Genomic DNA, 22720 nt, shown 5'->3' on the forward strand with positions numbered 1-22720 from the left:
TTTTTTAAAAATCTATATAAAAAATAAAATTCTTTTTTTTAAAAAAATATAATAAACAAAATCATCTGTTCATGAAATTTTTTATCACATATAAAAATTTATTTTTTTATATTTTTATTAGGAAAAACTTACTAAAATTATGATAGATAAAATAAATAATTTACCACTATTAAATATTACACCATATTCTTTAGAAGCAGAACAATCAGTTTTAGGGGGTCTCATGTTAGATAATAAAAAATGGGATTTAATTATTGAACATATTGAAAAAAAAGATTTTTTTAGTAAAAAACATCAATTAATTTTTTATGAAATGAAAAATTTAATAGAAAATGGAAATCCAATTGATTTAATTACTCTGTCAGAATCTTTAAGTACCAAAGGAGAATTAAATAAAATTGGAAGATTTACTTATTTAGCTGAAATCTCTAAAAACACACCTAGTGTCGCGAATATTGTCACATATGCGGAAATTATTAAAGAAAGATCTATTATGAGAGAAATTATTTCAGTTGCGCATAATATAGCTGATTTTGGATATCATGCTCAAGGCCGCCATAGTTCAGAATTATTAGATTATGCAGAATCTAGTATTTTTCAAATCTCTGAAAAACAAATAAAAAAAAATCAAGGACCTCAAAATATTGAAAAAGTATTAGAAATCACAATCACTGCTATTGAAAAATTATTTCAAACACCAAATGATGGTATTACAGGAATTAATACTGGATATCATGATTTAAATAAAAAAACTTCAGGATTACAAAAATCAGATTTAATTATTTTAGCTGCTAGACCTTCAATGGGAAAAACAGCATTTGCAATGAATTTATGTGAAAATGCTGCTATGATTTATGATACACCAATTTTAATTTTTAGTTTAGAAATGCCAAGTGAACAAATTATGATTCGTATGTTAGCATCATTATCTCGAGTAGATCAATCTAAAATTCGTTCAGGACAACTTACTCATCAAGAATGGAGTAGAATCTCAAGTACAATTAATATTTTATTAAAAAAAAAAAATATTTATATTGATGACTCTTCTGACTTAACGCCTAATATCTTAAGATCACGTGCCAGAAGAATTCATCGTGAAAATCATGGTTTAACTTTAATTATGATTGATTATTTACAACTAATAAAAATTCCACATTTATCTAATAATCGTACACTAGAAATTGCTGAAATTTCCCGAACTTTAAAATCTTTGGCAAAAGAACTTAATGTTCCAATTATAGCTTTATCACAACTTAATAGATCTTTAGAACAAAGAACCGATAAAAAACCAGTAAATTCAGATTTAAGAGAATCAGGATCTTTAGAACAAGATGCAGATCTTATTATGTTTATTTATCGTGATGAAATTTATAATCAAAATAGTGATTTAAAAGGTATTGCAGAAATTATTATTGGAAAACAAAGAAATGGACCAACAGGAACTATTAAATTAACATTTAATGGGCAATGGTCTAGATTCGATAATTATGCAAATCCTCAATATCATAAAAAAAATTTATAATATTTTTAAGAAATATTATTTTTTTTAAAAAAAAGTATTTTATTATATATTAAACAATTTTTTATAAAATTACTAAAAATTATGATTATTTTAGGCTTCGATTATGGTGTAAAAAATATTGGTTTAGCTATTGCAGAAACAACATTATTTTATGCATATCCTATTCAAAGTATTAAAACTCCAAAAAAAAATACACAATGGAAAATAATTCAAAAAATATTATTAAAATGGCTTCCACAATATTTAATTGTAGGATATCCTTTAAATAATCAAGGAAAAAAATTTAATATAACTAAAAAAATTGAAAAATTTAAAAAAAAATTAGAAAAAAAATATAATCTTCCAGTAAAATTTCATAATGAATATTTAACTACAAAAATAGCTAAATCTATTTTATTTCAAAAAGGAGGTTACAAAAAATTACAAAAAAATTGTATTCATTCTGCATCTGCAGTTTTAATTTTAGAAGGTTGGTTAGATATCTATAAAAAAAAAAATCATATTAAAATTTAATTTTTTAAAAATTTTTTAAAAAAATTTCTAAAATACTATATATTTATTATTTTTAAAAAATATTCCTATAAAAAGAAAATAAATATAATTATGATCAATAATACAAAAAAATTTAAAAGACCAAATATTAGTTTATACATCAATATTCCGAAAGAATATTCTAACTTTATAAATAAAAAAAATTTTTTTTTAAAGAAAAATAAATATTTAACAGCAATTATTAAAGATTTTAAAAAAAATTTTTTTTTATTATTCTGTAGACCTATTTTTTCACTTTTTATTAGTTTAAAAACTACTTTTTTAATACCTTTTCAAGAAATAAAATATTTAATTAAAAATTTTAAAAATTTTTTTTCTAAAAAAAATATTGAAATTACTATAGAAATTTTTCCTCAAAAAATAAACTATCAAAATCTTATAAAATACTTTAAAATAGGTATAAATCGGATTTCTTTAAATATAAAAACTTTTAATAAAAAAATTTTAAAAAAATTTAAATGGTCTAATTTTTCTAAAAAATCTTTAAATATACTTTTTAAAAAAAAAATTATAAAAAATTTTAATATTGATCTCCAATATGGTATACCTACACAAACTTTAAAAAATGTTATAAAAGATTTAAAAAAAACTTTAAAATATAATCCTACACATATAACTTGGACTTTATATTCTAATTCTTTTTCTAAAAATAAAAATTTAAATTTTAAAATTCCTACTCCCTCAGAAATCTCAAAAATGTCTCTAATAGGACATAAAATATTAACAAAATATGGATATAAAAAATATGAAATTTCTTCTTATGCAAAACCAAAATATCAATGCCAACATAATTTAAATTATTGGACTTTTCAAGATTATTTAGGGTTAGGTTGTAAATCTCATAGTAAAATTACAATTTATAAATTTAAAATTTTACGTTTAATAAAACATGAAAAAATTTTAAACTATATTCAAAAATTATATTTATTAAAATTTTATTATATAAAAAAAAATGATATTGTATTTGAATTCTTTTTAAATATTTCTTTTTTATTTAAAAAAATATCTTATTTACATTTTAAAAATATTACACATCATTCAATACTATCAATTAAAAAAAAATTAAAAAAATCTCAAAAAAAAGGATTTTTGATTTTTACAAAAAAAAATATTATAATCACATCATTTGGATATAAAAATTTATTTTATTTTTTAGATTTTTTTTTAAATTAAAAATATAAAAAATTATATAAAGACTATTTTCTTAATTGATAAATATGCTCAAAAATTGTAAAACCTAATTTTTTTCCTCTTTGTTCGAACTTAGTCTCTTTAGTTAACTGAAAACATAAAAATTTTATTGGTTTTATAGGAACAAATTTGAATTCTTTATGATCAAACATTATATTAGTAATATGTTGTGAATATTTTTTACAATCTGTTTTAATATGTAAAAATCCAAAAAAAATTATTTTTTTTGACAATATTTGTAAAAATTTTCTTTGTATTAAACGTCTTTTCTGGTGTTTTTTTTTAGGCCAAGGGTCAGGAAAAAAAATTTGTAAAATATAAATTGAAGAATCAGGAATCATATAATAAAAAACATCAATTGCATCATAAAAAATAATTCGTATATTTGACAAATTATATTTCTTAAATTCACGTAAAATCGATAAAATACTAGGAGAATAAACTTCAATTCCTATAAAATTTAAATTTAAATTTTGAGAAACAATTTCTAAAAAATCTATACCATTTCCAAATCCTAAATTTAAAATTATAGGAGATTTTTTTAAAAAAAAATTTTGTAAAAATATTTTTTTTTTTTGAAAATCTATTTTCAGATTTTTCCATAAAAATTTATATTTCTTAAAAAAATTATTTTTTATGACACGACGACGACATACAAAACTTTTAACCGTTTGTAATGTATTTTTTTTATTTAAAAAAAAATTATCATTATTTTTAGACATAATTAAACTCATATTTTGTTATTTTTTTAAAAAATTTTTTTAAAATTTTTCTTAAACATTATAATATTATTAAGTTTTTCTAGGAAATTATGAATTTTTCACAAAGAATATTAAATTGGTACCATTTTCATGGTAGAAAAAATTTACCATGGAAAAAAAAAAAAAATGTTTATCACATTTGGTTATCAGAAATCATGTTACAACAAACTACTGTAAAAACAGTTATTCCTTTTTTTAAAAAATTCATAAAAAAATTTCAAACATTACAAAAATTATCGCAAGCCTCATTAAACGAAATTTTATATTTATGGAGTGGATTAGGATATTATCGACGTGCTCATTTTGTTTATCAAACTATTAATATTATTTTTAAGAAATATAATGGTTGTTTTCCAAAAGATATTCTACTACTACAAAAATTACCCGGTATTGGAAAATCTACTGCAAGTGCAATTTTATCTTTTACTTATAATTTTTGTTATGCAATTTTAGATAGTAATATCAAAAGAATTCTAATAAGAATTTATAATATTCAAAAAACATCTACTATTTTTTTATTAGAAAAAAAATTATGGAATTTAATTAATAATTTAATTTCTATCCATCATCCAGATAAATTTAATCAAGCCATGATGGATCTAGGTGCTTTAATTTGTACCTCTCATAATCCAAAATGTGATCTATGTCCATGTCAAAATATATGTATTTTTTTTAAAAATAAAAAAAAATATATATTAAAATTCCCTAAAAAAAAACTAAAAAAAAAAAAAGTTAAAATATTACTTTTAATTTTACAATATAAATTTTATATTTTTCTTATACAACAAAATAAAAAAAAATTTTGGCCAAATTTGTTTTGTTTTCCAATGTTTTTTTTCAAAAAAGAAAATTTTTATAAAAAATTTTATAAAAAAATATTTAAAAAAAAAAAAAATCTACCTATATTACATATTTTTAGTCATATGCAACTTTTATTATTTCCTTTTTATTTAAAAATTTCAAATAAAAAAAATATTCAAAAACATAAATCAAAACAAAAAATATGGTTAAATCTAAAAAATCCTCAAAAAATTGGTATTCCAACTCCTATACAAAAAATTTTAAATAGGATAACATATGAAAAATAATAAAATACGCACTATTTTTTGTCACTTTTTTAAAAAAAAAAAAGAAGGTTTAAGTTTCCAAAATTATCCAGGAACTTTAGGTCAAAAAATTTATAATGAAATTTCTAAAGATGCTTGGAAGAAATGGTTATTATACCAAACAAAAATTATTAATGAAAAAAAATTAAATATGTGTTCTGAAAAAGATCGTAAATATTTAAAAAAAAATATGAAAATTTTTTTTTGGAAAAAATCTTAAAATTCTTTCAAAACATTAAAAAAATTATAATATTTAAAAAAATCATAATAATCTGAATTTATTTATAAATTTTGAATTTTTAAAATTTTTTTCTGAATATATAATAAAAAATTTTTTATTAAAAAAATTTTTTTAGATTTATTTACAAATAATCTACTTAAAAGATTAATTTTATGTATATATTCAGAAAAATTCATATTATTTATAACATTTAAACAATATTTTTTCCATTTTTTTTTTTCTAAATCGTTTAATGTAATAAAAAAATTACGAGCACGCATTCTAAAAAATAATTCTGATAACCTACTATCAAAAAATTTTGTTTGAAATGTAATTTCTGGAATATTATAACTACAAATTAAAAAAAAATTATATAAAATTTTTTTGTCATAAAAAGTTAAAAAATTTTTATATAATTGTAAGTCAACATTTTTATTAATACAAATTTGAGACTTAATTTGTAAAATTTTTCTTAAAAAAAATATTATATTATAAAATTTTTTTAATATAAAAAAATTTTTTTGACAAAAAATATAATTAATTTTTAATCGTATACAATTTTTTGTATTAATCATATTATATGATAAAAAAATTGGATTTTTATTTATATAAACACTTAAAATACCAATTTTAAACAATTTTTTTAAAATATTACAATTTTTAGAAAAATTTTTTATAGAAAATAATGCATCTTTTGGGGAATTTTTTAAATCGTACACTAAAATAATATTTTTATTAGTAGGATGAAACATTAAAAAAGAAACAACACCTATATTAAAATTCAAAGCGCCAAATATACTAGATATATAAAAAAAAGGTTTATTTTGATTTTTTGTAACAAAATTTAAAATTTTTTCTTTATTAAATAACTCTAATAATAAAAAAAATAATTTTTCATTATATGATTTTAAAATTTTTAAAATTTCTATTGTTGCAAATATGTCTGATAAAGCATCATGTTTTTTAAAATGTACTATAGAATTTTTTTCCGTGATATGTGACAATTTAAAACTTACTGCTCCTGAATGTTTATAAAACCACTTTAAACAAAAAGGCTCTAAAACATAAAAAACTCTTAAAATAGATAAAACATCTCCTGTAAAATTACCATTCTTCCATTCCCATTCATATGGATCTAAAAAATTTCTATAAAAAATATTTCGTGTAATTAAATTATCAAAATTAATATTATTATATCCTAAAATACATACATTTTTTTGTGTAAAAATTTTATAAATATTACGAGCTAAATAATATTCATTCATTCCATAAATATTGGAATATTGAGGTAAAATTTTATTAATGAAAATAGAATCTAAATTTGGAAAATAATCTAACGGAAGAGACCCTAAAATAGAAATCGGTTTAGATAAAATATTAAAATTCTCATCCGTTTGTATACATGCAAATTGAGAAATTTTATCTAAAGAAACATTTAATCCATATGTTTCATAATCATAAAAAATAAATTTTTTAAATTTCATATATTATAGACTTTAAAATTTTATTTTATAAAAAATTTTACTCCCCCGACTGGACTCGAACCAGTGACATACGGATTAACAGTCCGTTGTTCTACCAACTGAACTACAGAGGAAAAATTTTATTATTTAATATTATATAATAATTTATTCTTACAAGCAACATATTTTTTTAAAAAAAAATCTTCTAAAAATTTGTTTTATAAAATCCTTGCATAATTAAAAAAATTAAATTATAATTTTTTTATTCAGAGGCCCCTTAGCTCAGAGGTTAGAGCAAGCGACTCATAATCGTTAGGTCGCTGGTTCAATTCCAGCAGGGGCCAATATATTTTTTTAAAAAAATTTTTTTTAAAATTAATAAAACTAAAAAATTATTATTTTTTAGAAAGAATAGAAATTTGAATGTCTAAAGAAATATTTTTATAAGGTTCATATGTTACAATATGATTACCAAGATAACGTAATAAACCATTCTTTAATTTAATTTCATGTTTTTTAACTAATACACCTAATTTAGTAATTTTTTTAGAAATTACTTTAGAATTAACCGAACCAAAAATTTTTTTTTGTGAATTAGATTTTGCAAATATAATTATTGTTCCTAATTTTTTTAAATTTTTAATTTTTAATTTAAATTCTTTAATTTTTAATAATTCTTGCGTTTGATATAATTTTTTTTTTATTTCAAATTTTTTTAAATTTTCTACTGTAGCTAACATTACTAATGATTTCGGTAATAAATAATTTCTAGCATATCCATTTTTTACAATTTTAACTTCTCCCGAAGTTCCTAAATTCTTAATTTTATGTAATAAAATCACTTTCATAAATTCATTACCTTTAAAAAACTGTAAAAATTAAAAAATTTTTATCGATGTTGATCTGTATACGGAATTAATGCCAAATAACGAGCTCTCTTAATAGCTCTTGATAATTGTCGTTGAAATTTAGATTTGGTACCTGTAATGCGACTTGGAACAATTTTTCCACTTTCCGTAATATAATTTTTTAAAATATTTAAATCTTTATAATCTATTTCTAAAATCCCTTCAGCTGTAAAACGACAAAATTTTCGTCGTCTAAAATATCTTATCATAAAAAAAAACTCCTTTTACATAAAGTTTTTCAAAAAACTTAAAATTTTCATATAAATAAAATATTATTAAAATATTTTAAAAAATTTTTTAATAAAATTCATTTAAATTTTTAAATGTTTTTTAAGATCCAACTTATTCTTTAAAATATGCGAAATTTCTGTCACACATTTTTTCATTACTAAAATAAAACTTCTTAAAATATTTTCATTAAATTTAAAATTATCAGATAATTCTTGAATTAATTCACTTTTTAATTCAATATTAAATAATAAATAATGCGCTTTTTGAAATTTTTTAATTGAGTAAGCTAAAGAACGACGACCCCAATCTTCAAAACGATGAATTTTTCCTTTTTTTTTTAAAATAAATTTTTTATAAAAATCTATAAGAGATATAATTTGATCACTCTTATCAGGATTAATAATTAATACTATTTCATAATGCCTCATAAACAATTCTCTTTTTTAAAAATATTATTTATTAAATACTATTTATTAATTTTTAACATTATTTTTTTAAAAATATATATCTTAAAAGATCTTTTTATATTTTAAAAAAATAATTTAATTTTTAATAGTATAATTTTTTATAATATAAAATAAAACAAAAAAACATACAAACAAAAATAAAATTTAATATTAAAATTTTTAAAAATTTATACTTTTATCTTATTTTAAAAATATCTAATTCATAATTTTTTTTAAATTTTCAAAATTTTAAAATATTTTAAAAAAAATTTTTTTAAAAAATTTTCTGTTATTTTAACACATTCTACTTCTATATGAATTAATCCTCGCCAATTCTTTAACCAAGTTAATTGATGTTTAACTAACCTACGAGTGGAACATAAAATATTATTATACATAGTTTGATATGTAATTTTTTTCTGTAAATATAAAAACATATCTTTATAACCAATACTATTTAAAGATGGTAATGAAAGGTCTATATTTTTTAAAAAAAATAAATCTTTCACCTCTTTTTCTAAACCTTTTTCTAACATTTTTTCAAAACGTATAGTAATTTTTTTAAATAATTCTAATTTATTTTTTGGAAATAGTCCTAATTGAACTACTGTATAAGGAAATATATTTTTTTTAGCAATTAAAAAATCACTAAATTTTTTTCCAGTAACATAACAAACTTCTAAAACACGTAATATTCTTTGAACATCATGACAGTGAATTTTTTTACTCATAATAGGATCAAAATTTTTTAAACGTTGATACAATAATTCTCTTTTACTATGACATAAAATTTCAAAAATATACTTTTGTATAACAAAATTAGAAGACGGTAAAATTGATAATCCTTCCAATAAAATTTTAAAATATAACATTGTACCCCCAACTAATAAAGGTACTTTATGTTCTAAAATAATATTTTTTATTTCTCGATGAACATCCCTATAAAATTTTGCAACTGAATATCGTTCAAACGGCTGACAAATATCAATTAAACGATGCGGAAATTTTTTTAATAATTCAACAGAAGGCTTATCAGTACCAATATTTAAACCTTTATAAACTAATTTAGAATCTACACTAATAATTTCTAATTGTGTAAATTTTTTTTTTAATGCAATTGCTAAAGAACTTTTTCCAATTGCTGTGGGTCCCATCAAAAAAAAAATTAATGATTTTTTTTTCATTATATTATTAACATAATCCATTTTTTAATACAAAATATTTTTCAAAAAAATATCATTTTAAAAAGATAATTTTAAAATAGCTTTCATAATATATTAAATATAAAAAAATTTTTTCATAAAAATTATATAAAAAAATAATTACTGACTCGTTTTAAAAAAACTAAAAATAATCCTTGCAAAATATAAAAAATTTAATATAATATTAAATATTAATATTGCGAGAATAGCTCAGTTGGTAGAGCACAACCTTGCCAAGGTTGCGGTCACGAGTTCAAATCTCGTTTCTCGCTATTTTTTATATGTTAATCCTTAAATAAAAATACCCTTAAAAATTTTTTTAAATTTTTTAATATTTTAATTAAAAAAAATATTTATAAAAAATTTAATATTCTAAATTTATATATTTATTACATATCATCTATATATATATTTTTGTACATAATTCTATAAAATTTTCTTTATAGAATCATGTTAAAAAATAAAATATTAAAAATATAAAAAAGATATTTTTTAAAATTAAAAATTAAAATAAATTAAAACGTTTTTGAAACTTTTGAACTCTTCCACCTGTATTCATTGTTCTTTGTTTACCTGTATAAAAAGGATGACATTGAGAACAAATGTCTAAATTAATATTTTCTATTTTTGTAGAAAAAATATAAATTTTAAAACCACATGAACATGTCATTAAAATTTTTTGATAAAGAGGATGAATATTTTTTTTCATAATAAACTCAATATATAAAAAATTATTATATAATTTTTTTTTAAAAAAAAATCTATTTTTTTATTATAAATTAAAATTTTAAAAATACAATATTCTTCCTAAAAAAAAAATCTTCTATAAAAATTTAATAATAATATATTTATATAAAAAATTTTCTATTTTCTTCAAATTTTTTAGAGAAAAAATATGACAACAATTTTAAGTGTACGTACAAAAAATCAAATAGTTTTAGGGGGAGATGGACAAGCAACATTAGGACATACTATTATGAAACACAATGTTAAAAAAGTCCGTTCATTATATAAAAAAAAAGTATTAGCTGGATTTGCAGGAAGTACTGCCGATTCTTTTACTCTATTTGAATTATTTGAAAAAAAATTAGAAAAATACCAAGGTCAGTTACAAAGAGCTGCAGTAGAATTAGCTAAAGATTGGAGAACCGACAGACTATTACGTAAATTAAAAGCTTTATTAGCAGTAGCAGATAAAAAACATTCTTTAATAATTACAGGAATTGGAGATGTCATTCAACCTGAAAATAATATTATTGCAATTGGATCGGGAGGTAATTATGCTCAAGCTTCAGCATATGCTCTTCTTAAAAACACTAATTTATCTGCTTATGAAATTGTAAAAAAATCATTAAAAATTGCTTCTAGGATTTGTATTTATACTAATACACATTTTACTATTAAAGAATTGACTATCGAATAATACTTGAAAGGAAAAATTCATGTCGGAACTAATTCCTAAAAAAATTGTTCAAGAACTTAATAAATTTATAATTGGTCAAAAAAATGCAAAAAAAGCAGTTTCTATCGCGCTTCGTAATCGTTGGCGTCGTATGCAATTAAATTCTGAATTAAGATCGGAAATTACTCCAAAAAATATTTTAATGATCGGCCCCACAGGAGTAGGAAAAACAGAAATTGCTAGAAGATTAGCTAAACTAGTAAATGCTCCTTTTATTAAAGTAGAAGCAACAAAATTTACAGAAGTAGGATATGTAGGAAAAGAAGTAGATTCTATTATTAGAGACTTAATGGAACTAGCTATTAAAATGATTCGCTTAAAAAAAATAAAAAAAAATAAAAAATATGCTTTAAAATTAGCTGAAGAAAAAATTTTAAAAATTTTAATTCCTATTCCTAAAAATAATTTAGATTCTAAAATTCCTCAAAAAATTCCTACAAAAACAATAGAAATTTTTAGAAAAAAATTACAATCAGGAGAATTAGATCATAAAGAAATTGAAATTCAAGTTTCCAATCCACCTATAGGTATTGAAATAATGTCGCCCCCTGGAATGGAAGAACTTACAAATCAACTTCAATCTTTATTCCAAAATTTGAATGGTCCTAAAAAAAAAATCAAAAAAGTAAAAATTAAAGATGCAATGTTATTGTTATCTGAAGAAGAAGCAGCTAAATTAATAAATTTTGAAGAATTAAAAAAAAAAGCTATTTATTCTGTAGAACAAAATAGTATTGTTTTTATTGATGAAATAGATAAAATATGTCGACAAAATCAAAGTACTTCAGGTGCGGAAATTTCACGTGAAGGCGTGCAGCGTGATTTATTACCTTTAATCGAAGGTTGTACAGTTTCTACAAAATACGGAAGTGTAAAAACTGATCATATCCTTTTTATTGCCTCTGGTTCTTTTCAAATTTCTAGTCCTTCAGATTTAATTCCTGAACTACAAGGAAGATTACCTATTAGAGTAGAATTAAATCCATTAAATATTCAAGATTTTAAAAAAATTTTAACAGAAACTAAAAATTCTATTACATTACAATATCAAGAATTAATGAAAACTGAAAATATTGAAATAATTTTTACAAAAAATGGTATTCAAAAAATTGCTGAAGCTTCCTGGAAACTGAATGAAACTATTGAAAATATAGGCGCAAGACGTTTATATACTATATTAGAAAAATTAATGGAAGAAATATCTTATAATTGTGAAGAAAACAAAGGAAAAAAAATTTTTATTGATAAAAAATATGTAAAACAACAATTAAATAAATTATTAATTAATCCTGATTTAAGTCGATTTATTTTATAAAAAATTTTTTATTATTTTTAAAATACAAAATTGCCGATCTTAGACCTTAGTCTATGAAAGGCAATAATTTAAAAATTTTTATTCATTTAAAATATAATTTATTCCCTAAATAATTATTTTAAATTATTTTTATAAAATAAAAATTTTTATTTTAAAAAATTAGCATTTTTAGAATCTATTTCAATTAATAACAATTTTAATTTATTTTTCCAGTCTTTTTGCTCTTTTTTTAAGATTTTATTTTTTTCTTCAACGGTTTTTTTTAAAATCTCAATTTTTAAAATTTCCTTTTTTAAATTTTCTTTCTCTAATTTTAAATTTTGTATAGAATCTTTTAAAGACATAATAGTATCAATAGCAATTTGTACTTTTTTTTCTAATTTCATAAAAATTTCTAAAAACATTAGATCACCTTTAAAAATATATAAAATTTATTAATTTGTTTCAAAAATTTTTTATAATAAAAAATAATAATTTTTCAAAAAATATTTATAAAAAAAATCTAAAATATTTATTTTAAAATCATCTTTTAAATATCAAATAATAATATCATTTTTAAAAAATAGGATAAATTAATAATGTGGATTGAAAGTACAAAACTAAAATTAAAAAAATGGAGTCACAAATTATTCACAATTACTTTACAAGCTGCTATTGATGAATTTCAAGCAGGACAATTTACAAAATTGTCATATTTTACACCAAAAAAAAAAAGAATACAAAAAGCTTATTCTTTTGTAAATGCACCAAAAAATAAAAATTTAGAATTTTATATTCTCTTAATTCCTAATGGAACATTTACTCCTTATTTATATAATTTTTTTCCAAAAAAAATTTTTGTATATAAAAAACCTTCAGGATATTTTACACTTCAAGAAATTCCAATTTGTAAAAATTTATGGATGTTTGCTACAGGAACAGCTATTGGTCCTTATTTATCTATATTACAAGAAAATTCATTAAAAATAAAAAAATTTGAAAAAATTATTTTAATATATTCTGTAAAATTTTTAAAAGATGTAAATTATTTATTTATATTAAAAAGATTACAAAAAATTTATAGAAATCGTTTAATTTTTAAAATTATTTTGAGTCAAGAAAAAAATCAAAAATATTTATTCGGAAGAATACCAAAATTAATTAAAAATTTTAAAATAGAAAATTTAATTAAAATACCTTTAGATCCAAAAAATTCACATGTAATGTTATGTGGCAATCCCAATATGATTATTGATACTCAAAATATCTTAATAAAATACCGAAATATGACAAAAAATTTACGTAAAAAACCGGGTCATATTACAACAGAAAAATATTGGTAATTTTTTTAAATATTTATTAAAAATAAAAATATTAAAATCTTGAAATATTAAAATTTTAAAAAATTGATTCTTATAAAAAATATAGGAATCAATTTTCAAAAAAAAATACAAAAAATATTAAGAAACAAAATACGAATATTTAATAAAAGGATTAGCATATTTAGTTAATATCATATCAGTACGTAATCCATATTTTTGTACTTCTTTTTCCGATGAATCAGGATTTTCTGAGGGATATAAATCTACTAATCTCGTAATTGTTACGTGTAATTTCCCATGTTTCATTTCATTAATTTCATAAGTAGTTAACATATCAAAAATATTTTGTGTATCTAAATTAGGATAACGTAATTCTAAATTTCTTAATGGTTCTTGTAACAAACCTGAATGTGCATATATAGAAAGTAATTGCTGTGTATTAAAATTTGGAATTTCTTTTTTAATTAAATCCATAACTTCTTGAGGATTTTCATTAGTAACTAATTTTCCATTTATAATATAATTAGTATCATCAATAGAATTTAAAAATCTTTCATCTAAAGAATTTGTAGTAGATAAATCTTCATATGCTTTATGCATTAAATCAGATAATATAGCAGTATTTAAAGAATGATTAGAAGCTCTTAAAATTTTCCAAGGAAAATTTAAAGATAATTGTGAAGAAATGTTATGTTGTTTATCTTTTTGAAATCTTTCAATATTTTTATCAGAAAAATGATGTTTCTCTAATAGATAAGAAGAATCACAATTTTTAGGAATTTCAATTTTTTTTGTTAAATTATCATGAGAAGAAACTATATGATAATTTTTTAAAATATCTTGAAATTCTTTAGTACTTTCTATCTCTTCTTGTAATGAAGGAAATTCAGGCTTTTTAATCTCATTATTAAGATCAGAAGAAAAATCATCAAACCAAGAAAAAATACTTGAAACACCTCGAGCTATAGGTATCCAAGAGATTTTAGGAACATTTAAGATATCTGTTCCTGAATTTAAAAAAGCATTTAAATAATCTCCTTCTTCAAAGTTTTTTTTTAATCTTGATTTAGAGGATTTTTCAAATGAAATTTTATTTTCATATTTTCTCATAGGATCAATAAAATTTTGTGTTTCTTCAGATAATAAAGATGTTAAATCCATTTCATCATAATGCTCCATATCATCTATATCATTTCTTAAAAATTCTTGCTCTTCAAGATCTAATTCTTCTGAATTATCTTTTAAAAAAATTGAACTTTGATCATTTTTAATTTCTGTAATATTTTCAATATTTTTTTGTAAAACCGGAGAAACATTTGTAGAAATGTTATATTCTTCAGGATTTTGAATATTTGTATATTGTTCTATTTTTTCAGGAACATCTTCTAACTTAACAGAATTTTTTTTATTTTTTCTATTTATTGAATGTAAATAAGGAAATAAAGAATTTTGAACAAAAATAGATGACATAAAATTTTTACCCTTTAAAAACTACATAACTATTAATATAAATTTATTTTAAAAAAAATATTTTTTTTAAAAAAAATATTTAAAAAATTTTTAATATTATAACATAATTCCATACTAACAAAATATTGTTTTAAAAAATTTTATTAAAAAATTTAATATTAAGATTTAAAAAAATGTTTTATATTAATATTTTTTCAAAAAAAACTAATACGAAAGAATACCATCATATACATGTGTAGCAGGACCAGTCATATATAAAAAATTTTTATTACCTTTCCAAAAAATTTTTAATATACCTCCAGGTAATATTACTTCGACAATATTTCCTAATAATAAATTTCGTATACCAACAGCCACTGCTGCACATGCTCCACTTCCGCATGCTTCAGTTTCTCCAACATGCCTTTCATATACTCGCAAATAAATCTTTTCAGAATTTACAATTTCAACAAATCCTACATTAACACCTTGAGAAAAACTTTTATGTGTAGACAATTTAGAACCTATTTCATATACAGGAAAATTTTTTAAATTTTTAACTAAAATTATACAATGAGGATTACCTAAAGAAACTATACTCATATTATAAACTATATCTAAAATTTTAATTTTATAATATAATTGATTTTTTGGAAAATTATAAAAAACAGCCTGGGGAGAGAATTTTGGAATACCCATATTTACTTGAACAAAATTATTTTTTAAAATTTTTAAATATAAATACTGTTTTTTAGTTTTTAAAACAATTTTTTTTTTTAAAAACATAGTATGCATAAAACAATATAACCCAATACAACGAGCCCCATTACCGCATTGTTCAACTTCCGTTCCTTCTGAATTAAAAATTTTATATTCAAAATCAGAAATTTTACATGAAGAATTATTTAAAATTAATAATTGATCAAATCCAATTCCTCTTGTTCTATGTGCCCATTGTATAATTAATTTTTTTGAAAAAAAAAATGTTGATTAATTGTGCTTACTACCATAAAATCATTACCTAATCCATGCATTTTCGAAAATTTTACTTGATATTTATAATTACACATAAAAATTTTCCTTTTTAAAAACTTATAAAAAACCTTCGAATACAATAAAATACAAAAAAATTAAAAATATAATAAAAAATAAGAAAATCAAATGACAAAAAAAAATTTTTTAAAACTAATTAAACATACTTACAAAAAAATTGAAAAAAAAATTGAAAAAAAATACTCTATGATAGATTTAGATATATTACAAGAAGATTATACTTTAAAAATTATTTTTCCAAATACACAAAAAATTATTTTTACTATTCAAAAATCTTTAAATCAATTATGGATGGCAACAAAAGATAAAGGATATTACTTTGAATATTTAAAAAAAAAATGGAAATGCAAAAGAACTCACCTAGAATTGTTTAAAATATTAAAAAAAATTTTTATGAAAATAATTTAAAAAATTCAAAAATATAAAATTTATCGGCGAAAGAGGATTTGAACCTCTGACCTACTGGTCCCAAACCAGTTGCGCTACCATACTGCGCTATTCGCCGAAATTTAATTTTTTTTTAAAATTTTAAAATTTTAAAAAATTTTTTTTAAATTTATATTTGGGTGATTAATGGGATTTGAACCCATGACCACTGGAATCACAATCCAGAGCTCTACCTACTGAGCTATAATCACCAAAAAACTATAAAATTTTATAAAAATTATTTACGTTCGACAGGACTCGAACCTGAAATCTTTACTTTCGGAAAGTAATGCTCTATCCAATTAAGCTACGAACGTTTAAAAATATTTATTATTAAAAAATATATATTTATTAATGTATTTATTTTATTATATACATTATTTAATAAAAATCTAGCTTTTTTAAAAAAAAATATAAAAAAAATATAAAAAATTTATTTATTAAAAAAATATTTATATGAATAATTTATATAAAATTAAAAATATTTAATTTCAAAAATTAATATTTTTTTTATTTAATAAAATTTTTTATTAATATCTATTAAAAAATATTAAGAACGCTTCATCATATCAAAAAAATCATGATTAGTTTTTGTCATAGATAATTTATTTAATAAAAATTCCATAGCATCAATTTCATTCATTGGGTGCATAATTTTTCGTAAAATCCACATTTTTTGTAATTCATCCATAGTAGTTAATAATTCTTCTTTACGTGTACCAGATCTATTATAATCTATAGCTGGAAAAACACGTTTTTCTGCAATTTTACGTGATAATGGTAGTTCCATATTTCCTGTACCTTTAAATTCTTCGTAAATTACCTCATCCATTTTAGATCCAGTATCAATTAATGCAGTAGCAATAATAGTTAAACTACCACCCTCTTTCACATTTCGAGCTGCTCCAAAAAATCTTTTAGGACGATGTAGAGCATTTGCATCTACACCCCCTGTTAATACTTTTCCGGAAGCTGGAACTACAGTATTATAAGCTCTCGCTAAACGAGTAATAGAATCTAAAAGAATAATCACATCTTTTTTATGTTCTACTAAACGTTTAGCTTTTTCAATTACCATTTCTGATACTTGAACATGTCTTGATGCTGGTTCGTCAAATGTAGATGCAATCACTTCACCATTTACTAAACGTTGCATTTCAGTAACTTCTTCTGGTCTTTCATCAATTAATAATACCATTAATACACAATCTGGATGATTATAAGCGATACTTTGCGCAATATTTTGTAATAACATAGTCTTCCCAGCTTTTGGGGGTGCTACTATCAATCCACGCTGCCCACGTCCAATAGGAGAAGCTAAATCTAAGACTCTAGCAGTTAAATCTTCTACAGTTCCATTACCACGTTCCATTTTTAATCGAGAATTTGCATGTAAAGGAGTTAAATTTTCAAATAAAATTTTATTACGAGAATTTTCAGGTTTATCATAATTGACTTTATTAACTTTTAATAATGCAAAATATCGTTCCCCTTCTTTAGGAGGTCGTATTTTTCCTGAAATTGTATCACCTGTTCTTAAATTAAACCGTCTAATTTGACTAGGAGACACATAAATATCATCAGGACCAGCTAAATATGAACTATCTGAAGAACGTAAAAACCCGAAACCATCTTGTAAAATCTCTAATACTCCATCTCCAAAAATATCTTCTCCACTTTTGGAATGTTGTTTTAAAATTGAAAAAATAATGTCTTGTTTACGCATACGCGCTAAATTTTCAAGACCAATACCTTCACCTAACCTTAAAAGTTTAGAGACTAATGTATTTTTTAATGTGGTAAGATTCATAATTATGAGTTATTCAGAATTTCAGAGAAAATTTTAAAATATTGTCTTTCCCCTGGTACCACAGAAAATATTATCATTTTAATACGTAATTTGTTTTTAAAAAATAAAAAACATTTTTATTTCCTAATAAAAATGCAGATAAAAACTGTGTACTAAGGTAACAAAAAAATTAAAAATTTTAAAATTTTTCTTTTCTCCAGATGATAAATAAACAATGATATATGTATTTTTTTTAAAAAAAGATTTGTAAATTTAATTTTATAAAAAACACTTATCTCCATTTTTGCAAAATATTTTTTATGTAATATTTTTATTTAAAAAATCTATTAATTCATTTTTAGAAAGTGCTCCAATTTGAGTTGCTACAATATTCGATTTATAAAATAACAATAATGTTGGAATACTCCTAATAGAATATTTAACTGGAATCTCAGGATTTTTTTCTATATTAATTTTTCCAATAATTAAATTTTCAGAATATTGATCAACTAATTCATCTAATAGTGGCGATAAGATCTTACACGGATTACACCAATCTGCCCAAAAATCTACTAAAATATATTTTTTTTCTAACAAAATTTTCTGTTCAAAATTTTTATCAGTAAACTTGAAAATTTTATTTAAAACCATATTATATTTCCTTAATTAAAATTATTAAATTATAAAAAAAATTTTATTTAATAAATTATATAAAAATATTATTTTTGAAAAATTTTAAAAATCATTTTTTTGAAATTAACATATTACGAAAATTTTTCAAATATTTTATATTATGTAATATTTTAACTGATTTAGTAAAATCCATTTTGTACCATAACAAATCTATTTTAGGTAATTCATTTAAAAAACGACTTGGTAACGTTAATATTGTAGTTCCAAAATAATATCTTTTTTTACAAAAACTCAAAAATAATTGTTTTTTTGCTCGAGTCATGCCTACATATAACAAACGTCTTTCTTCAACAATATTATTTAAAAGAATACTTTTTTTATGTGGTAAAATGCCTTCTTCTACTCCAATTATACAAACCACTGAAAATTCTAAACCTTTTGAAGAGTGTAAAGTCATTAATTGTAATGTATTCATTTTATTATTAGATTGATATAAAGAATCTAAATTTTCACCACATAAAAAATAAGATAAAATTTCAATTAAATTTTTTGAATTTTTATTTTTACTATCTAATAAAGTTTTTTTTAACCATTTCGAAAAAAACTGAATATTTTCTATAGCATGTTTAAATAATGAAGGTTCCTTAAGACGCTTTTGTGTCCAATGTAAATATTTAAGATCTGAAATAATAATATCTAAAATTTTATATGGCATATTATATAAAATTTTAGTTAATTTTAAAATCCATTTAAAAAAATTATTTAAAATTAATATTACTTTAGAATTAAAAAAAAATGTTAAATTTTTAAAAATGCATGTATCTAATAAATTTAAATTATTTTGTATTGCAACTTTTTTTAATTTTAATATTGTAACTTTCCCTAATCGTCGATTCGGAACATTAATAATACGAATAAAAGCTAAATCATCTGAAGGATTAATAATTAGTCTTAAATATGCTAATAAATCTTTTATTTCAATTTTCTCAAAAAAAGATTGTTCGTCATTTAATGTATATGGAATTTTTTGACTAATTAATTCTGTTTCTAATATTTTTGATTGATAATTGTTCCGATATAAAATCGCATATTCAAAATAATTTAATTTATGAATTTTTTGATGCTTTTGGATAAATTTTATAACTTTTTTAGCTTCATCAAATTCATGTTCTGCTTCTTCAATTTGTATGAAATCTCCATATTCTAATGTAGAAAATAATTTTTTTTTATAAAATATGGGATTATATGAAATTAAAGCATTTGCTACTTTTAAAATACGACCAGAAGAACGATAATTCTGTTCCATTTTAATTATATTTAAAGTAGGAAAATCTTTTTTTAAGAAAAAAAAAATTTTTTGTTGAGCACCTCGCCATGAATAAATTGACTGATCATTATCACCTACAATAGTAAAGTTAGAATTAATATTCATTAATGTTTTTAATAATGCATATTGACTTAAATTAGTATCTTGATATTCATCAATTAATAAATATTGAATTTTTTTACGCCATTTTAATTGTATTTTTAAATTTTTTTGTAACAATAAAGTAGGTAATAAAATTAAATCATCAAAATCTATCATATTATGCAATTTTAAATATCGTTCATATTGCTTATAATAAGTTAAAAGTAATTGTTGCGATACATTTTTTGATAAATTACAGATGTCTTTAGGTAATAACAATTTTTGTTTCCAAAAAGAAATTTTTAATAAAATCTTTTTAATAACCTCTTTTTTTATATTTTTTTGAAAACAAATTAAATTTTTTAAAATTTTAATTTTTTCATTTTCATTTAATAAAGTAAAATTTTTTTTAATATTTAAAAAACGATATTCTTGACGGATAATACGCATACCAAAAGAATGAAATGTTGAAATAATAATAGAAGACATTTCATTAGAAGTTAAAATTTTTTTTAAACGATTTTTAATTTCATATACTGCTTTATTAGTAAATGTTACAGTAATAATAGAATTCGGTTTATAATGATAAAATTTTATTAATTGAATAATTTTATTAATAATAACACTTGTTTTACCAGATCCAGCACCAGCTAAAATCAAACAAGGACCAATAACTTTTTTAATAGCTTTTTTTTGTATTAAATTTAATTTCATAAGAAATTCTAAAAAATATTTTTATTTTATTAAAAGATTTTACTAATATATATTTTTTAAAAATGTTTTTAAAAAATTTTCTCTAAAAAAATATAAGATTAATTTTGTAATTTCATAGAATACATATATGATCTTAATTTTTTTCCAATTAATTCTATTGGATGCTTCGAAATTTTTTCATGTAAAAAATTTAATTTTTTATTGTCAATACGATGTACGACAAGAGATTCACCTAAATCACTATTCTTAATTTTTTTTAAAAATTTTTTCAAAATTGGTAAAGCATTATTTGTAAATAAATAATTACCATATTCTGCTGTATCTGAAATAACTTGATTCATTTCATATAAACGTTTTCTAGAAATCGTATTTGCAATTAAAGGTAATTCATGTAAAGATTCAAAATATGCCGATTCTTTCATAATTCCAGAATTAACCATAATTTCAAAAGATAACTCTATACCAGCCTTTAACATAGCAACCATTAACGTACATTTTTCAAAATATTCTTCTTCATTTAAAAAATTTGCATCATATCCGGTTAAACGTTCAAAATCTAAATTTTTATAATAATTTCTCCATAATAATAATTTTTGATCATTATTGCTCCAATCGTGTATTAATTTTTGAGAAAATTTTCCAGAAATAATATCATCCATATGTTGAATAAATAAAGGATATAAAATTTTTTTTAATTTTATAGATAATTTATAAGCACGAATTTGAGCATAATTCGATAACCGCTGAAATAACAATGTAATACCACCTATTTTTATTACTTCAGATAATTTTTCCCATCCATATTGTAATAATGAAATAGAATATTCCGAATCATACCCTTTTTCAATTAAATGCTCATAACAAGCTAATGAACAAGATTGTAAAAAACCGCATAAAATTGTTTGCTCACCCATTAAATCTGATTTTACTTCTGCTGAAAAAGAAGATTCTAAAATTCCAGCTTTATGAGAACCCAAACCAACGGCCCAAGCTTTTGCAATATTAAATCCTTTTTGAAAAAATTTATTTTTTTGATGTACAGCTAATAATGCAGGAACTCCAAATCCTTTTAAAAATTCTGCGCGTACTTCAGTGCCAGGGCATTTAGGAGCGACCATAATCACAGTAATGTCAGAACGTAATTTCATATTATTTTCTATAACATGAAAACCATGTGAATACCCTAAAAAAGAATTTTTTTTCATTAAATGTTGTAAAATTTGAACCACTGAAGAATGTTCTTTATCAGGTGTTAAATTAATAACTAAATCTGCATTAGGAATTAATTCTTCTAATGTACCAACAAAAAATTTAGCATTTTTTGCTCGATTCCAAGATTTAGTTTTTTTCTGTATAGAAGATTCTCGAAATGCATATGAAATTGAAATTCCAGAATCACGTAAATTTAAACCCTGATTGTATCCTTGAGAACCACAACCTACAATTACTACTTTTTTATTTTTTAAAAAATTTAAAGCATTTAAAAATTCCATTTTTTTCATAATTCGACAATTTTGTAATTCTTGTAATTTTTCTCGAAAATTTAATTGATTAAAATAATTTTTCAT

The 22720-nt window shown here is 20.5% G+C and carries 22 protein-coding genes, 6 tRNA genes and 1 pseudogene; 11 read left to right on the top strand and 18 right to left on the bottom strand.

The features are described 5' to 3' along the window. Positions 1-139 precede the first annotated feature (139 nt). From dnaB to RJT25_RS01890, 3 genes are all read left to right on the top strand, one after another. Entirely contained in the window at positions 140-1522 is a 1383-nt protein-coding gene (gene dnaB, locus RJT25_RS01880) for a replicative DNA helicase (RefSeq protein ID WP_343126520.1), read from the top strand. 81 nt (positions 1523-1603) lie between these two features. Beyond that, the gene (gene ruvX / locus RJT25_RS01885; protein WP_343126521.1) at positions 1604-2035 is read left to right on the top strand and encodes a Holliday junction resolvase RuvX; all 432 of its coding nucleotides are present in this window, start codon (positions 1604-1606) and stop codon (positions 2033-2035) included. Positions 2036-2125: 90 nt separating this feature from the next. Next, a complete protein-coding gene (locus RJT25_RS01890) occupies positions 2126-3247 on the top strand; it encodes a YggW family oxidoreductase (RefSeq protein WP_343126522.1) in 1122 nt (373 codons plus the stop codon). Positions 3248-3270: 23 nt separating this feature from the next. Here the strand turns inward: RJT25_RS01890 and trmB are convergent, their stop codons facing one another. Then, positions 3271-3987, bottom strand: a complete 717-nt coding sequence (trmB, locus tag RJT25_RS01895) for a tRNA (guanosine(46)-N7)-methyltransferase TrmB (RefSeq protein WP_343126523.1) — start codon at positions 3985-3987, stop codon at positions 3271-3273. 89 nt (positions 3988-4076) lie between these two features. Here trmB and mutY point away from each other — a divergent pair, with 89 nt between their 5' ends. Then, positions 4077-5114, top strand: coding sequence for an A/G-specific adenine glycosylase (gene mutY, locus RJT25_RS01900; protein WP_343126524.1), 1038 nt, complete (start codon positions 4077-4079; stop codon positions 5112-5114). Continuing rightward, positions 5104-5352, top strand: a complete 249-nt coding sequence (locus RJT25_RS01905) for an oxidative damage protection protein (protein WP_343126525.1) — start codon at positions 5104-5106, stop codon at positions 5350-5352. The genes mutY and RJT25_RS01905 overlap by 11 nt, the downstream gene beginning before the upstream one ends. Positions 5353-5414: 62 nt before the next feature. On the opposite strand, the gene sbcB is transcribed toward RJT25_RS01905, so the two are convergent. Both sbcB and RJT25_RS01915 read right to left on the bottom strand, forming a co-directional pair. Beyond that, complete coding sequence (gene sbcB / locus RJT25_RS01910) at positions 5415-6836, bottom strand: exodeoxyribonuclease I (RefSeq protein WP_343126526.1); 1422 nt, start codon at positions 6834-6836, stop codon at positions 5415-5417. Between the two features lie 40 nt (positions 6837-6876). Then, positions 6877-6949, bottom strand: a tRNA-Asn gene (locus tag RJT25_RS01915). Positions 6950-7086: 137 nt separating this feature from the next. Between RJT25_RS01915 and RJT25_RS01920 the strand changes: the two genes are divergently transcribed. Then, a tRNA-Ile gene (locus RJT25_RS01920) sits at positions 7087-7159 on the top strand. A 51-nt stretch (positions 7160-7210) separates the two neighbouring features. Here RJT25_RS01920 and rplI read toward each other — a convergent pair. From rplI to miaA, 4 genes are all read right to left on the bottom strand, one after another. After that, the gene (rplI, locus tag RJT25_RS01925) at positions 7211-7663 is read right to left on the bottom strand and encodes a 50S ribosomal protein L9 (RefSeq protein WP_343126527.1); all 453 of its coding nucleotides are present in this window, start codon (positions 7661-7663) and stop codon (positions 7211-7213) included. A gap of 41 nt (positions 7664-7704) precedes the next feature. Continuing rightward, positions 7705-7932 carry a 30S ribosomal protein S18 gene (gene rpsR, locus RJT25_RS01930; RefSeq protein WP_343126528.1) on the bottom strand — a complete coding sequence of 76 codons (228 nt, stop codon included), beginning with the start codon at positions 7930-7932 and terminating at the stop codon, positions 7705-7707. Positions 7933-8034: 102 nt separating this feature from the next. Next, positions 8035-8382, bottom strand: coding sequence for a 30S ribosomal protein S6 (gene rpsF / locus RJT25_RS01935; RefSeq protein WP_343126529.1), 348 nt, complete (start codon positions 8380-8382; stop codon positions 8035-8037). Between the two features lie 251 nt (positions 8383-8633). Continuing rightward, complete coding sequence (gene miaA / locus RJT25_RS01940; protein WP_343126530.1) at positions 8634-9584, bottom strand: tRNA (adenosine(37)-N6)-dimethylallyltransferase MiaA; 951 nt, start codon at positions 9582-9584, stop codon at positions 8634-8636. A gap of 217 nt (positions 9585-9801) precedes the next feature. Between miaA and RJT25_RS01945 the strand changes: the two genes are divergently transcribed. Then, positions 9802-9874, top strand: a tRNA-Gly gene (locus tag RJT25_RS01945). Between the two features lie 233 nt (positions 9875-10107). On the opposite strand, the gene rpmE is transcribed toward RJT25_RS01945, so the two are convergent. Beyond that, positions 10108-10311 carry a 50S ribosomal protein L31 gene (gene rpmE / locus RJT25_RS01950; RefSeq protein ID WP_343126531.1) on the bottom strand — a complete coding sequence of 68 codons (204 nt, stop codon included), beginning with the start codon at positions 10309-10311 and terminating at the stop codon, positions 10108-10110. 186 nt (positions 10312-10497) lie between these two features. Here rpmE and hslV point away from each other — a divergent pair, with 186 nt between their 5' ends. Next, positions 10498-11025, top strand: coding sequence for an ATP-dependent protease subunit HslV (gene hslV, locus RJT25_RS01955; protein WP_343126532.1), 528 nt, complete (start codon positions 10498-10500; stop codon positions 11023-11025). A gap of 19 nt (positions 11026-11044) precedes the next feature. Continuing rightward, positions 11045-12379 carry an ATP-dependent protease ATPase subunit HslU gene (gene hslU, locus RJT25_RS01960; RefSeq protein ID WP_343126533.1) on the top strand — a complete coding sequence of 445 codons (1335 nt, stop codon included), beginning with the start codon at positions 11045-11047 and terminating at the stop codon, positions 12377-12379. Between the two features lie 146 nt (positions 12380-12525). On the opposite strand, the gene zapB is transcribed toward hslU, so the two are convergent. Then, on the bottom strand, positions 12526-12783 hold the full coding sequence (zapB, locus tag RJT25_RS01965; protein ID WP_343126534.1) for a cell division protein ZapB: 258 nt from the start codon (positions 12781-12783) through the stop codon (positions 12526-12528). 174 nt (positions 12784-12957) lie between these two features. Between zapB and RJT25_RS01970 the strand changes: the two genes are divergently transcribed. Further along, the gene (locus tag RJT25_RS01970) at positions 12958-13701 is read left to right on the top strand and encodes an FAD-binding oxidoreductase (protein WP_343126535.1); all 744 of its coding nucleotides are present in this window, start codon (positions 12958-12960) and stop codon (positions 13699-13701) included. Positions 13702-13818: 117 nt separating this feature from the next. Here the strand turns inward: RJT25_RS01970 and RJT25_RS01975 are convergent, their stop codons facing one another. Both RJT25_RS01975 and dapF read right to left on the bottom strand, forming a co-directional pair. Next, entirely contained in the window at positions 13819-15150 is a 1332-nt protein-coding gene (locus RJT25_RS01975) for a hypothetical protein (RefSeq protein ID WP_343128837.1), read from the bottom strand. A 204-nt stretch (positions 15151-15354) separates the two neighbouring features. Continuing rightward, positions 15355-16199 (bottom strand): annotated as a pseudogene (gene dapF, locus RJT25_RS01980) (diaminopimelate epimerase). 91 nt (positions 16200-16290) lie between these two features. On the opposite strand from dapF, the gene cyaY reads away from it, so the two are divergent. Further along, positions 16291-16590 (top strand): iron donor protein CyaY, encoded by a 300-nt coding sequence (gene cyaY, locus RJT25_RS01985; RefSeq protein WP_343126537.1) that lies wholly within the window; start codon positions 16291-16293, stop codon positions 16588-16590. Positions 16591-16613: 23 nt separating this feature from the next. On the opposite strand, the gene RJT25_RS01990 is transcribed toward cyaY, so the two are convergent. From RJT25_RS01990 to ilvC, 7 genes are all read right to left on the bottom strand, one after another. Continuing rightward, positions 16614-16687, bottom strand: a tRNA-Pro gene (locus RJT25_RS01990). A gap of 60 nt (positions 16688-16747) precedes the next feature. Next, positions 16748-16820: transfer RNA gene (locus tag RJT25_RS01995), tRNA-His, on the bottom strand. Positions 16821-16851: 31 nt separating this feature from the next. After that, a tRNA-Arg gene (locus tag RJT25_RS02000) sits at positions 16852-16925 on the bottom strand. Positions 16926-17158: 233 nt separating this feature from the next. Continuing rightward, on the bottom strand, positions 17159-18418 hold the full coding sequence (gene rho, locus RJT25_RS02005; protein WP_343126538.1) for a transcription termination factor Rho: 1260 nt from the start codon (positions 18416-18418) through the stop codon (positions 17159-17161). Between the two features lie 297 nt (positions 18419-18715). Beyond that, positions 18716-19048 carry a thioredoxin gene (gene trxA, locus RJT25_RS02010; protein WP_343126539.1) on the bottom strand — a complete coding sequence of 111 codons (333 nt, stop codon included), beginning with the start codon at positions 19046-19048 and terminating at the stop codon, positions 18716-18718. Positions 19049-19139: 91 nt separating this feature from the next. Then, positions 19140-21152 (bottom strand): UvrD-helicase domain-containing protein, encoded by a 2013-nt coding sequence (locus RJT25_RS02015; protein WP_343126540.1) that lies wholly within the window; start codon positions 21150-21152, stop codon positions 19140-19142. A 98-nt stretch (positions 21153-21250) separates the two neighbouring features. Next, a complete protein-coding gene (ilvC, locus tag RJT25_RS02020; protein ID WP_343128838.1) occupies positions 21251-22720 on the bottom strand; it encodes a ketol-acid reductoisomerase in 1470 nt (489 codons plus the stop codon).

Origin of the sequence: Buchnera aphidicola (Nippolachnus piri), assembly GCF_039383305.1 — a bacterium.
GTDB lineage: Bacteria > Pseudomonadota > Gammaproteobacteria > Enterobacterales > Enterobacteriaceae > Buchnera_F > Buchnera_F aphidicola_AZ.

What these genes read in the sequence shown, in the direction of transcription:
- dnaB (WP_343126520.1), top strand. Translation starts at nt 140, where the DNA reads ATGATAGATAAAATAAATAATTTACCACTATTAAATATTACACCATAT.
- ruvX (WP_343126521.1), top strand. Translation starts at nt 1,604, where the DNA reads ATGATTATTTTAGGCTTCGATTATGGTGTAAAAAATATTGGTTTAGCT.
- RJT25_RS01890 (WP_343126522.1), top strand. Translation starts at nt 2,126, where the DNA reads ATGATCAATAATACAAAAAAATTTAAAAGACCAAATATTAGTTTATAC.
- trmB (WP_343126523.1), bottom strand. Translation starts at nt 3,987, where the DNA reads ATGTCTAAAAATAATGATAATTTTTTTTTAAATAAAAAAAATACATTA.
- mutY (WP_343126524.1), top strand. Translation starts at nt 4,077, where the DNA reads ATGAATTTTTCACAAAGAATATTAAATTGGTACCATTTTCATGGTAGA.
- RJT25_RS01905 (WP_343126525.1), top strand. Translation starts at nt 5,104, where the DNA reads ATGAAAAATAATAAAATACGCACTATTTTTTGTCACTTTTTTAAAAAA.
- sbcB (WP_343126526.1), bottom strand. Translation starts at nt 6,836, where the DNA reads ATGAAATTTAAAAAATTTATTTTTTATGATTATGAAACATATGGATTA.
- rplI (WP_343126527.1), bottom strand. Translation starts at nt 7,663, where the DNA reads ATGAAAGTGATTTTATTACATAAAATTAAGAATTTAGGAACTTCGGGA.
- rpsR (WP_343126528.1), bottom strand. Translation starts at nt 7,932, where the DNA reads ATGATAAGATATTTTAGACGACGAAAATTTTGTCGTTTTACAGCTGAA.
- rpsF (WP_343126529.1), bottom strand. Translation starts at nt 8,382, where the DNA reads ATGAGGCATTATGAAATAGTATTAATTATTAATCCTGATAAGAGTGAT.
- miaA (WP_343126530.1), bottom strand. Translation starts at nt 9,584, where the DNA reads ATGAAAAAAAAATCATTAATTTTTTTTTTGATGGGACCCACAGCAATT.
- rpmE (WP_343126531.1), bottom strand. Translation starts at nt 10,311, where the DNA reads ATGAAAAAAAATATTCATCCTCTTTATCAAAAAATTTTAATGACATGT.
- hslV (WP_343126532.1), top strand. Translation starts at nt 10,498, where the DNA reads ATGACAACAATTTTAAGTGTACGTACAAAAAATCAAATAGTTTTAGGG.
- hslU (WP_343126533.1), top strand. Translation starts at nt 11,045, where the DNA reads ATGTCGGAACTAATTCCTAAAAAAATTGTTCAAGAACTTAATAAATTT.
- zapB (WP_343126534.1), bottom strand. Translation starts at nt 12,783, where the DNA reads ATGTTTTTAGAAATTTTTATGAAATTAGAAAAAAAAGTACAAATTGCT.
- RJT25_RS01970 (WP_343126535.1), top strand. Translation starts at nt 12,958, where the DNA reads ATGTGGATTGAAAGTACAAAACTAAAATTAAAAAAATGGAGTCACAAA.
- RJT25_RS01975 (WP_343128837.1), bottom strand. Translation starts at nt 15,150, where the DNA reads ATGTCATCTATTTTTGTTCAAAATTCTTTATTTCCTTATTTACATTCA.
- cyaY (WP_343126537.1), top strand. Translation starts at nt 16,291, where the DNA reads ATGACAAAAAAAAATTTTTTAAAACTAATTAAACATACTTACAAAAAA.
- rho (WP_343126538.1), bottom strand. Translation starts at nt 18,418, where the DNA reads ATGAATCTTACCACATTAAAAAATACATTAGTCTCTAAACTTTTAAGG.
- trxA (WP_343126539.1), bottom strand. Translation starts at nt 19,048, where the DNA reads ATGGTTTTAAATAAAATTTTCAAGTTTACTGATAAAAATTTTGAACAG.
- RJT25_RS02015 (WP_343126540.1), bottom strand. Translation starts at nt 21,152, where the DNA reads ATGAAATTAAATTTAATACAAAAAAAAGCTATTAAAAAAGTTATTGGT.
- ilvC (WP_343128838.1), bottom strand. Translation starts at nt 22,720, where the DNA reads ATGAAAAATTATTTTAATCAATTAAATTTTCGAGAAAAATTACAAGAA.